Here is an 11,538-nt window from a genome sequence, read left to right as displayed (position 1 = left end):
GCTAAGGTTTTACGCAGATTCCGGCGCTTGAGGGCGATTCCTTCGCCCCTCTGCCACATACAGGACCGATAGGGACAAGCGATGAAGGCCACGATCGAACGCGCGACGCTGCTGCGGTGCCTTTCCCATGTTCAATCCGTGGTGGAACGCCGCAATACCATTCCCATTCTGTCCAACGTGCTGATTGACGCCAGCGACGGCGGCTCTGTGCGCGTGATGGCGACCGACCTCGATTTGCAGGTGGTCGAAACCATGTCCGCCGCTTCGGTTGATCAACCCGGCGCGATCACTGTGTCGGCGCACTTGCTGTTCGACATTGCGCGCAAGCTGCCCGAAGGTAGCCAAGTCAGCCTCACCACCAGCGACAACCGGTTGGAGGTCAAGGCCGGCCGGTCGAACTTCAAGCTGCCGACGCTGCCGCGCGATGACTTCCCGGTGATTGTCGAGGGCGATCTGCCGACCAGCTTTGAACTGCCCGCCCGTTTGCTGGCCGAGCTCATCGACCGCACCCGGTTCGCGATTTCGACCGAGGAAACCCGCTACTACCTCAACGGGATTTTCCTGCACGTCACTGACGAGGACGAGCCGCTGCTCAAGGCTGCGGCAACTGATGGTCACCGCCTTGCCCGCTACACCGTCCCGCGTCCCGAAGGCGCTGCCGGGATGCCTGACGTCATCGTGCCGCGCAAAGCCGTAGGCGAACTGCGCAAGCTGCTGGACGAGGCGCTCGACAGCAATGTTCTGATCGACCTGTCGGCCAGCAAGATCCGCTTCACGATGGGCGGCGAAGGCGGCGTGGTGCTCACCAGCAAGCTGATCGACGGAACGTTCCCCGATTACAGCCGCGTGATCCCGACCGCCAATGACAAGCTGCTGAAGGTCGATCCGAAGCTGTTCTTCTCGGGCGTGGACCGCGTGGCGACCATCGCCACCGAAAAGACTCGCGCGGTGAAGATCGGGCTCGACCATGACCGGGTCACGCTCTCCGTTACCTCGCCGGATAACGGCACTGCGGCCGAAGAACTGGCGGCCGAATACCGTTCCGAAGGGCTGGAGATCGGCTTCAACGCCAATTACCTCAAGGATATCCTCGGCCAGATCGACAGCGACACGGTGGAACTCCACCTTGCCGATGCCGGCGCGCCGACTTTGATCCGTGAAAACGAACAGGCTCGCGCGCTGTATGTGCTGATGCCGATGCGGGTGTGATCCCCGCCTGCAAGGAGGGGAATCGCCAATGATTGTAAGTCAGGTTCACGTGCGCAAAGGCGCGCTGACCGATGCTGTGCTCGCTGATATGCCACCGTCCCCGCTGGGTGAGGGCGCGGTGCGGCTTGCGATCGAGAGCTTCTCGGTCACGGCGAACAACGTCACCTATGCGGTGGCGGGTGACAGCTTCAAATATTGGGACTTCTTCCCTGCGCCCGAAGGCTTCGGGATCGTGCCGATGTGGGGCCATGCGCGCGTAATCGAAAGCAACAATGCCGAGATCGCGGTGGGCGAGCGGGTCTATGGCTACCTGCCGATGGCGAGCCACCTGGACGTGGTGCCCGGACGGGTGACGGCAGGCGGCTTCCTCGACACCACCGATTATCGCCAGCCGATGAGCCCGGTCTACAACAGCTACACGCGCCTCGCCGCCGATCCCGAGCATGACGCAGCGCGCGAAGCGGAGCGGATGATCTTCGGCCCACTGTTCCGCACCGGCTTCCTGATCGAATACTTCCTGCGCGGGCAGGACTGGTTCGGCGCGGAGCAGTTGATCGTCACCAGCGCGTCGTCAAAGACCGCGCTGGGCCTGGCGAGTGTCGCACGGCATTCATCGCCCGGCGTCAAGCGGATCGGCCTGACCTCGAAGGGCAATGTCGGCTTTGTCGAAGCGACCGGGCTTTATGACGAGGTCGTCGCCTATGGCGATCTGGAGCGCGTGCCTGTCTTGCGCAGTGTGAGCGTTGATTTTGCCGGCAATGCCGATCTACTCGCACAGGTGCATCGCCACTTCGATGCTGCGCTGGTCCATTCTGCGCTGGTGGGGATGACCCATATCGAAGCGCGTTCGACCTTCGGGGGCGGTGAGCCGCTGCCCGGACCCAAGCCTGCGCTGTTCTTCGCGCCCGATCACGCCGTAGCTTTCTTCAAGGCACATGGGGCGGAGGAAGGAGGCAAGCTGGTCGCGGCGGCTTGGCACGACTTCCTGAAGGCCGCAGATGGCACAGTCGCGATCGAGCGACACGCCGGTCTGGAAGCCGCCCGCTCTGTCTTCACCAGCATGGTTGGAGGTCAGATCGACCCGGCCAAGGGGATCGTGATCGAACCCTAGGCCGGAGCGCTGAGGCTTTTGGGTGGTGGATTACTCGGCCGCTTCGGCCAGCTCCACCCGCTGCGGGCCACGGATAAGCCCGCCAGGCGCTGCTCCGGTCCATTGCCCATCGAGGAAGGTGACTACGCCGCTTTTGATGGTGGCAACATAGCCATCCGCTTTCTGGAGCAGCCGCTTGCCCCCCGCCGGAAGGTCGAAGGCGAGCCAGGGTTTGCCGAGTTTCAGCTTGTCCATGTCGATCACGTTGAGATCCGCCAGATAGCCCGGCGCGATCACGCCGCGATCCTCCAGGCCGTATAGCACCGCCGTGTCACGGCACTGACGCTTGATCGCCTGCTCCAGACTGATCCTGGACCCGCGCTTACGGCTTTTTACCCAGTGCTCGAGCATGAAAGTGGGCGAGGCCGCATCGCAGATCGTCCCGCAATGCGCGCCGCCGTCCGACAGCGAATTCACAGTGTCATCGGCGTGCTGGAGCGGGTGAAGGAAATCAAGATTGCCGTCCGCGTAGTTGAGAATTGGCAGGTAAATAAAGCCCTTCCCATCATCCCGGCACAGTAGATCATACGCATATTCTTGCGGGCTGACCCCGACGGCTGCCGCGCGGGCGTTGACGCTGGCGTCGGCCTGCGGCTCGTAATCGAAATCGGGGTCCATCTCGTATTGTAGCGTCCAGCCCATCGAGATAGCCATCACCACACCGCCGATGTCCTTGGGGGCATCGGTGTAATCATTGGGCTCGGCGAGCAGCTGCGCCTTGAACGCGGGGTCGAGCAGCTTGGCCTTTTGCTCGTCCCACGGCAGCTCCTTGATTGCCATCCAGCTCGGACGGAAAGCGAAAGGGTTCACGGTGCCCTGCCACGCCATCACTATGCCGTTACCGCGCAGCGCGATCTGGGCCACGATCTGGGCGCCATTGTCGTTCTCTGCGCGCATCTGGGCGATCTGCTCGTCGAGCGAGAGTTCCTTGGCGATCGATTGCAGCGCGGCGAAGGTGACGGGGATGCCTGCCTCGCGGCTCAGTTGCCCCATCCAGCCGAACTCGTTCCACTCGCGCTTGAGGTCGCTGGCGATCTCGAACACCGCATGGCCGCCTGCTGCACGGGCGCGGCCCATAGCCTTACCGATTGCGATCAGCTCTTCAGGCGTCGCCGTGGTGCCGGGGACGAGCTCGCCATCGACCGACTTGTGCAGCACCGTGCGCGAGGTCGAGAAACCGAGAGCGCCCGCCCGGACACCCTCCTCGACGATGCGGCTCATCGCAGCGATATCCTCAGACGTCGGCACTGCTCCGGGCTGCTCGCGGTCCCCCAGCACATAGGCGCGCACTGCGCCGTGGGGGACGTGAGTGCCGACATCGACCGTTCGAGGGAGCTTTTCCAGCGCGTCGAGATATTCGGGGAAGGTCTCCCAATCCCACGTCATCCCTTCGGCCAAAGCAGTGCCAGGGATGTCCTCGACACCCTCCATCAAGCTGATCAGCCACTCATGCCGGTCGGGCCGGGCAGGGGCGAAGCCGACACCGCAATTGCCCATCACCACCGTGGTCACGCCGTGCCAGCTGGACGGGGCCATCTCCTGATCCCAAGTGGCCTGCCCGTCATAATGGGTGTGGATGTCGACAAAGCCGGGGGCGACGACCTTGCCGTTGGCGTCGATTTCCTCGGCCGCGCTTCCCTCGATCCGGCCCACTGCTGCGATCAATCCGCCCGTGATCGCTACGTCGCCGACGTAGGCCGCAGTCCCGGTGCCATCCACAATCGTGCCGCCCCGGATGATCAGGTCGTATTGCGCCATTCTGTCTCTCCCTTATGGGGCAGATGATGTCGCAAAGCGCGACGCCCCACAAGGGGTGCCTGCGTTAGTTGATGAAGTGCGTGCGAAGCCAAGGGGCAGGAAAATGGGTCTGAACAAGCATATTCGCGAAGGTTTTGTAGGATTTGTAGGATTGACCGCGCTGGCGACGCCGCTCGCATCCCAAGAGGCCGGGCCGTGGCAGCTTGCGCCGGAGAGCGATCTTTCGGCCATGCTCGACTGTTTCGAGGCGGCGGGGCAGACGCTGATCTCCGCCCATCGCGGCGGGCCGACTCCGGGCCTGCCGGAAAATGCCATCCCGACGATGGATGCGCTGCTGGCCGCACAGCCTGCGATCATGGAGGTCGATGTCGGCCAGAGCGCTGACGGCCGGCTGTTCCTGCTCCACGACGACCGGCTTGATCGCACCACCACCGGCACGGGCGAGGCCGCTGCGCAAAGCTGGGCGGCGCTCAGCCAGCTTTACCTTAAGGACAATTGGGGCTGGGTGACGCCCTACAAGATCCCGACGCTCGTACAGGCTCTGGAATGGGCGAAAGGGCGCACAGTGCTCCAGATCGATTTCAAGCGCTCTGCCGATGTCGGCAAGGTCGTGGCTGAAATCCGCGCAGCCGGGATGGAGCGCAGCGTCATCCTGATCGCCTATTCGGTCGAACAGGCTGCGGCGCTCCACCGGGCCGCGCCCGAGATGCTGTTGTCCGTCTCGGTCGATGCGCCCGGCGATGTCGCGGCGTTGAAAGCGGCGGGCATCCCGGAGGAGCGCATGGTGGCCTTCACCGGCACCCGCTTGCCGCGTCCTGAACTCTATCGCGAGCTTGACGGCCAGAACATCGAGGTGATCTTCGGCACGCTGGGCCGACCGCCGCGTTCGATCGATGCGGTGATCGACCGTTACGGTATGGACGAACGCTACGCCGAACTCGGCAAGGAAGGCGTCGACATCCTCGCCACCGACCGTCCGCGCGAAGCCGCCGCCGCGCTGGCCGAGGCGGGTCGTTTGCCGAAAGCGGGGCAGTGCGGGGTCAGCCGGGGCGGGTAGAATTCAGCGCTTCGGCAGCTTGCAATGCCGCCTGGCATCGCCACTTGCTATTGTGGCGCTGGCAGATGCAAGCCGCTGGAGGAGCAGAAACAATGGTCAAGGCAACATGGAACGGCGCCGTCATCGCTGAAAGCGACGATACCGTGGTGGTCGAAGGCAATCATTACTTCCCGCGCGCTTCAGTCCATCCCGAAGCGCTCACGGACAGCAAGACGACGACGCATTGCCCGTGGAAGGGGACTGCGCATTACCACAGCATCACCGTGGGCGGCGTAACCAACACTGACGCGGCATGGTATTACCCGGATCCCAAGTCCGCCGCCGCCGAGATCAAGGATCGCATCGCCTTCTGGCGCGGGGTTGTGGTGGGGTGATTGTGTAGCTGCGGGCGGGCGGGCCGCACACTCAGTTGCAGATAGCGTGAGGCTTTCGCGCGCTGCCCGCCGAAAAGCACAGTCGAACCCGCTCCCTCTCCGTCATCCCAGCGAAAGCTGGGACCTAGAGCGGCAAGCGCCGCCCTATGCGGCCCTAGGTCCCAGCTTTCGCTGGGATGACGAGGGCAGCAAACTTCCATCCAACATTGCGGTCGGGCGACGTAACCCCGGTGCCCTTGCGGCCCGGCCTCAGCGTTGCATTGCGTGCGGTTATGCCGCCGCGCGCTTGGCTTCTTTCACAGTGTCGGGCGCATCCAGAAACTCGCGGATTGCAGCCACGCTTTCATCGGCGTGGGTCAGCAAGAACAGATGCCCGCCGCCTGCAAAGGTTTGGAGCCGCGAATTGGGGATCATCGCCTTCAGGATTTTGCCGTTGATGACGGGGACGATCTGGTCATCCTCGCCCATCATGATCAGCGTTTCCTTCTTCATGAAGGGCAGGGCGGGCAGGCTGCTCCAGCCCATCATGCACATCAGCTGATACATGTAGCCGCGCGGGCTGGGCGGCTTGAGACGGCCGATATGGCTGTCCTTCTGGTGTTCGGCCCCGTCCTTGTCGACCCCGCCGTAGAGCGTGGCGAAGTGTTCGTTCATGAACTCCGGGTCGATATAGCGGCGCGGATCGGCCATCTTGGTGAAGGCGGCGGGGTTGCCCGGCACCATCACCATGCCCGGCGTCGTCGCGATCAGCGTCAGCCGCCGGGTCAGGCCCGGATGTTGTAGCGCAAAGTGCTGCGCCATCGCCCCGCCCCATGACACGCCCATCACATCGACCTCATTCAGGCCATAGCGCGCCAGCAACTGCGCGGCCGTCCAGCTCATGGTGAAGGGGTTGTAGGGGATCAGCGGATCAGGCGATTCGCCGGTTCCGGGCATGTCGAACATCAGGAACCCGCGCTCCGGCAAAGCTGCGGCGAGGGGGGCTACCGCCTCGATATTGGCGCCGATGCCATTGAAGAACAGGATCGGCAGGTGATCGGAGGGCATATCGAGCCGCCAGGCCGCAGTCCGTAGCGTCCGACCGCCCACTTGTTCCATTGTGACGACAGCGCCGTCCATTGCATTGGCCACAAAAACCCGTCCTTTCTGAGCGCCGCGAGGGGCGCGGGTTGGGCGCGCACGTCGATCCCTAAACGCGCGCGCCCATAAACTTGCGCAAGATTCCAGCTACCCCCCGGCAGCCCTTGCGCTGCACTGCAATATCAGACTTCTTCGACCACGTAGAGTCCCGGCGCGGCATCGGTGGGCAAATAGCTGTCATTGCCCAGTGCAGTGGGCGCAGATTTCTTCTTGCCCGAACGCGCTTGCACCCACTCCATCCACAGCGGCCACCAGCTGCCCTTGACCTCTTCGGTGCCCTGCAACCATTCGTCGGCGGTCGCGGGGAGCTTGCCCTTCTTGGCCTGCACGAAATACTTGGCCTTGGGGTTGCCCGGCGGGTTGAGGATCGCCTGCATGTGGCCCGATTGCGAGAGGACGTAGGTCACGTCCTTTGAACCGAACAGCTGGGTCGAACGATAGGTCGCCTTCCACGGCGTAATGTGATCGGTCACCCCGCCAAGGATGAACAGATCGGCGGTCACCTTGCTGAGATCGACTTTGTGCCCGGCCATCTCGACCTCGCCCTGCTTGGTGAAGGCAAGGGTTTCGAACAGCGTCAGGAAATCGCCCATCAGGCTCGACGAGAGGTTGGTCGCATCCGCGTTCCAGAATAGCACGTCGAAGGCCGGCGGGTCTTGCCCGAGCAGGTAGTTGTTGATGACGTAGTTCCAGATGAGGTCGTTGGGCCGCAGCCAGGCAAAGCCGCGCGCCAGATCGTCGGCCTTGATGATGCCTGCCTTTATCGCGCGCTGACGGGCCAGCGCCATGCCGTTCTCGCTCACCAGCGAACCGGCCTCGATATCGGTCGGCTTGGGATGGAGCACGCACACCATCAGCGTCAGCGTGCCAAGGATCGGATTGCCGGTCGCGGCAAGCTTCGAAGCGAGCACCGCTGCGGTCTGTCCGCCCGAACAGCCGGCGGACACGTTAACCTTCTTTGAGCCGCTGATCGAGGCGACCACCTCCAGCGCCTTTTCGCAGGCGGCGATGTAATCGGCCATGCCCCAGTGACCCTGCTCCTTGCTCGGATTGCGCCATGAAATCACGAAGGTCTGCACGCCGTTGTCGAGCTGCCACTTGATCACCGATTTATCAGGCGACAGGTCATTGATATACATCTTGTTGATCTGCGGCGGGATCGTCAGCTGCGGGATCTCGTAGACCTCGTCGGTGGTGGCGGCATATTGCAGCACCTCCATGATCTCATCGCGGTAGACAACGCTGCCCTTGGACGTGGCGATGTTCTCGCCCAGCTTGAACGGCCGCTTGTCGACCTGGCTGACCATACCCTTGTTGTGGACGAGGTCGTTGTAGGCGTTCTGGAGGCCCTTGATCAGGCTGAGGCCGCCCGAGTTGATGATCTGCTTCTGCGCGGTGGGGTTACCGACCAGTGTGTTGGTGGGGGCCAGACCATCAAGGATGATGTTGGCGATGAAGTTCGCGCGGTTACGCTCCAACTCGTCAAGCTCCAGCTCCTCCAGCCAGTTCTTCATCCCCTTCTGCACCGCGAGGTAGTATTGCGCGCCGGCACGGAAGAAGGGGTTGTACTGCCACGCCGGATCCATGAACCGCTTGTCCTTGGGATCGGGGGCAAGCTCGCTCTTGCCGGTCATGATCTTGACCATGTCCTGCGCCATCGCGGTCGAATGGCGCACGAAGCGCGAGGGATCCGACGCGGTCTCGCGCAGCAGCAGCGCCACCGCGCTGACGAAATCCTCGCGGGCCAGACCCACCAGCGGCCCTAGTGCATTGGTGGACTGGGCTGCTTCATTCTCAAGCTTCACTTCGCTGCGTGCCATGGAATCCCCTTTGTGAGGCCGTCTCGTCCGCTGCCCTGCATGGCAATCGGTTAACGCGGTCCTTGTGCTCCAGAATGCCGCCTCGGCTGCCAAGTTGCAAGCGCGGCGCGCGCGAACGGATCGCGGGGGTAAGGCGCAAACGTGAAAGGATTCATCATCCCGATTAACGCTTTTCTTAACCCTGATAGGGTATGGCGCATCCATGGCTGGGGAACCAATCCGAAAATTTGCAACATTTGATCCCGGCCCCGTTGGCGGCGGCCGCGATTTGCGTTCGGTGGCAAGAGCCAAGGCCAAGGCGACAGCCGAGGTGGATGGCGCCGATCTGCGTGCCCGCGGCGAGCGTCGTGGGATTGAGCGGCTCCAGACCGAAAAGGTCGGGGGGCTTAAGCACGCGATCGACGAGCCTGCCAGCGAACAAAACTTTCTCTTGCCGCGCGAAGCCGGGGGCATGACCCTGTTCCTGCTGGTGGCCTATGCAATGTCGGCTGTGGCATTTCAGGGCCTGCCTTCGACCCATACACTCGGCGCAGCTTTTGCTTCGGCGGCGCTGTTTGCGTGCGGGTCGCTGTTCGCCGCCACGGAACGCCGCGCTGATACGGCGTTCGCCGCCCGGGCTATGGTGGTGGTGGGTATCCTCCTGCCCATGGCGCTAGTGGGTTATGCCTTGGCCAGTTGGGTGAGCGAGGGCCTGCCGTGGCAATGGGCAATCGCAACGCTGATCTGCGTCAACGCTGCCGCCGCCGCGTTGTTCGACATGCGCATTATCTCGTTGTTCTGCGCCAAGATCGCCAGCTGGGCGGGCTTTGCCGTGCTGATGCCTGGCATGCTCACCTACGCCGCCCTGCTTGCTGCGGCCATAACCTTGTCACTCATCGCGCGGCTCGAATGGAAAGCGGCAGAACTGCGCCGCCTCGCCCGCGAAGCACGCGAGCGGGTCGCTGCGCGCGCCGAAGACATTCTGCGCAGTTTCGAGGAGACCGGGCAAGGCTGGTTCTGGGAGACCGACCGGCGCGGGTTGATCACCTATATCTCGCCCAAGGCGGCAATGGCGCTCGGCAAGTCGAGCGATGAAATTGTGGGCCGTCCGCTGAGCGAGATCGTCGACCCCACCCCAGGCGCTGCCGATGCCGAGCGCACGCTCGCTTTCCACCTTTCGGCCCGTTCCGCATTCCACGATGTCGAAGTGCGCGCCGCCACCACCGGCGACGAACGCTGGTGGGCGCTCGCCGGGCGTCCGGTGTATGACAGCTACAAAAACTTCTGCGGCTTTCGCGGCCACGGCACCGATCTCACCGAAAAGCGCCGCAGTGAACAGCAGGTCTCGCGCCTCGCCCACTATGATTCCCTCACCGGCCTCGCCAACCGCGTGCAGATGAGTCAGGCGCTCGAACAAATCCTTGCCGCCCCCAGCGGGCGTGAGCGTGCCTGCACTGTGCTGATGCTCGATCTTGATCGCTTCAAGCATGTCAACGATACCCTCGGCCACCCCGCTGGCGATGCGTTGCTCAAGCAGGTGGCGCAACGGCTCGAACGCGCGATCGGCGGGGCTGGGCGCTGCGGGCGTCTTGGCGGTGACGAGTTCCAGGTGATTGTCCCCGGCCATCAGGATCGCAGCACGCTGGGCCACATGGCGCAGGAAATCATCAACTCGCTCTCGCAGCCCTATTCGATCACCGGCCAGAGCGTGGTCATCGGTGCATCGGTCGGGATCGCGCTCGCGCCCGAGCATGGCTCGACCAGCGATGCGCTGATCCGGAATGTCGACCTTGCGCTCTATGCCGCCAAGGACGCGGGCCGCGGAGTTTACCGCTTCTACGCAGAAGATCTTCACGCCGCCGCGGAAGAACGCGCCGAGCTGGAACAGGACCTGCGCGAGGCGATCGCGAAGGGCGAGTTGGAGCTTTACTACCAACCTGTCGTCTTCGCCGCCGATGAGAAGATCGTTGGTTTCGAAGCGTTGATGCGTTGGAACCACCCCAAGCGCGGCTGGCTCAGCCCGACAAAGTTCGTCCCCATCGCCGAAGATGCCGGACTGATTGACCGGATGGGCCAATGGGCGCTGCGCACGGCCTGTGCCGATCTCGCCCGTTGGCCGCGCTCTATCCGCTGCGCTGTCAACGTTTCGGCGTTACAGTTCGCCAATCCCGAACTGCCGAACATTGTCGCTAATGCGCTGGCCCATTCGGGGGTCGCGCCATCGCGGTTGGAGCTGGAAATCACCGAAAGCGTGTTCCTCAACGACAACGCCGGGACGGACGCCATGTTCAAGGCGCTGAAACGGGTCGGAGTGCGTCTCGCCCTCGACGATTTCGGGACGGGTTACTCATCGCTCGGCTATCTTAAGAAAGCGCCGTTCGACAAGATCAAGATCGACCGCAGCTTCGTGCAGGGCGCAACCGAGGAAGGCAGTCGGAACGGCGCGATCATCGCCTCGATCACGTCGCTGGCCGAAGCGCTGCATATGGACACCACGGCAGAGGGTGTTGAAACCCTCGACGAGCTTGAACTGGTGCGCCTGCTCGGGTGCAGCCACATACAGGGCTACATCTACTTCAAGCCGATGAATGCAGCAGACGCGACCGCGCTGGTTTCGGGCGATCTGGTGGCTGAGGCCGATGGCCCGCAGTGCGCGCGCGTGCCGCGCCAGAACCTGCTGCGTAAGGTGACCGTGGTCCACAATAACAACCGCCTCAACGCCACGCTGCGCAACATCTCCGAAAGCGGCGCGATGATCGAAGGCCTGTGGAACATGGCTGCGGGAAGCGCGATGCGGATCGAGTTTTCGGCCGAAAAATCGGTTACCGCGCAAGTGCGCTGGTCGCGCGAGAACCGCGTCGGGGTCGAATTCCACGAGCCCCTGCGCCGCCGGGCCGATGGCTCCTTGTCGGTGCTCAAGGGTCAACGCAGCGAAGGCGCTGGCTCTGGCGGCTGGTAATCCTCGCCGGGCAGCATTGCGCCTGACGACAAGTTAGCGGCGCCTTAGCCATCTCTAGCAAGGGTGGCTGTTAGCGGAAAAATAACCATCGG

8 protein-coding genes are annotated in these 11,538 nt (G+C 63.3%); 5 read left to right on the top strand and 3 right to left on the bottom strand.

Going from position 1 to position 11,538, the window contains the following annotated elements; genetic code table 11:
- The first annotated feature begins 81 nt into the window (after positions 1-81).
- Both dnaN and GRI59_RS10690 read left to right on the top strand, forming a co-directional pair.
- A complete protein-coding gene (dnaN, locus tag GRI59_RS10695) occupies positions 82-1,209 on the top strand; it encodes a DNA polymerase III subunit beta (protein WP_160761152.1) in 1,128 nt (375 codons plus the stop codon).
- 28 nt (positions 1,210-1,237) lie between these two features.
- Positions 1,238-2,320 carry a DUF2855 family protein gene (locus GRI59_RS10690; protein WP_160761151.1) on the top strand — a complete coding sequence of 361 codons (1,083 nt, stop codon included), beginning with the start codon at positions 1,238-1,240 and terminating at the stop codon, positions 2,318-2,320.
- Positions 2,321-2,350: 30 nt separating this feature from the next.
- Here GRI59_RS10690 and GRI59_RS10685 read toward each other — a convergent pair whose 3' ends face one another.
- Entirely contained in the window at positions 2,351-4,117 is a 1,767-nt protein-coding gene (locus tag GRI59_RS10685) for an N-acyl-D-amino-acid deacylase family protein (RefSeq protein WP_160761150.1), read from the bottom strand.
- Between the two features lie 151 nt (positions 4,118-4,268).
- Between GRI59_RS10685 and GRI59_RS10680 the strand changes: the two genes are divergently transcribed.
- Together GRI59_RS10680 and GRI59_RS10675 are read left to right on the top strand one after the other, a co-directional pair.
- Positions 4,269-5,174, top strand: coding sequence for a glycerophosphodiester phosphodiesterase family protein (locus tag GRI59_RS10680; RefSeq protein ID WP_160761149.1), 906 nt, complete (start codon positions 4,269-4,271; stop codon positions 5,172-5,174).
- A 92-nt stretch (positions 5,175-5,266) separates the two neighbouring features.
- Positions 5,267-5,548, top strand: coding sequence for a DUF427 domain-containing protein (locus GRI59_RS10675; protein WP_160761148.1), 282 nt, complete (start codon positions 5,267-5,269; stop codon positions 5,546-5,548).
- A gap of 270 nt (positions 5,549-5,818) precedes the next feature.
- Here GRI59_RS10675 and GRI59_RS10670 read toward each other — a convergent pair whose 3' ends face one another.
- Together GRI59_RS10670 and GRI59_RS10665 are read right to left on the bottom strand one after the other, a co-directional pair.
- Complete coding sequence (locus GRI59_RS10670; protein ID WP_337190261.1) at positions 5,819-6,679, bottom strand: alpha/beta fold hydrolase; 861 nt, start codon at positions 6,677-6,679, stop codon at positions 5,819-5,821.
- 131 nt (positions 6,680-6,810) lie between these two features.
- Complete coding sequence (locus tag GRI59_RS10665; RefSeq protein ID WP_160761147.1) at positions 6,811-8,508, bottom strand: PHA/PHB synthase family protein; 1,698 nt, start codon at positions 8,506-8,508, stop codon at positions 6,811-6,813.
- 277 nt (positions 8,509-8,785) lie between these two features.
- Here GRI59_RS10665 and GRI59_RS10660 point away from each other — a divergent pair, with 277 nt between their 5' ends.
- Positions 8,786-11,446: an EAL domain-containing protein gene (locus GRI59_RS10660; protein ID WP_160761146.1), complete on the top strand. Its 2,661-nt coding sequence runs from the start codon at positions 8,786-8,788 to the stop codon at positions 11,444-11,446.
- The last annotated feature ends 92 nt before the right edge of the window (positions 11,447-11,538 follow it).

Source organism: Erythrobacter ramosus (assembly GCF_009828055.1).
In the GTDB taxonomy this organism is placed as follows: domain Bacteria; phylum Pseudomonadota; class Alphaproteobacteria; order Sphingomonadales; family Sphingomonadaceae; genus Erythrobacter; species Erythrobacter ramosus.
Note: the sequence above shows the minus strand (reverse complement) of the source record. Positions and strands in the feature narration are given on the sequence as shown.

Excerpts from the sequence above, each read along its gene's own strand:
- GRI59_RS10685 (WP_160761150.1), bottom strand. The coding sequence starts at position 4,117 with ATGGCGCAATACGACCTGATCATCCGGGGCGGCACGATTGTGGATGGC.
- GRI59_RS10690 (WP_160761151.1), top strand. The coding sequence starts at position 1,238 with ATGATTGTAAGTCAGGTTCACGTGCGCAAAGGCGCGCTGACCGATGCT.
- GRI59_RS10665 (WP_160761147.1), bottom strand. The coding sequence starts at position 8,508 with ATGGCACGCAGCGAAGTGAAGCTTGAGAATGAAGCAGCCCAGTCCACC.
- GRI59_RS10675 (WP_160761148.1), top strand. The coding sequence starts at position 5,267 with ATGGTCAAGGCAACATGGAACGGCGCCGTCATCGCTGAAAGCGACGAT.
- dnaN (WP_160761152.1), top strand. The coding sequence starts at position 82 with ATGAAGGCCACGATCGAACGCGCGACGCTGCTGCGGTGCCTTTCCCAT.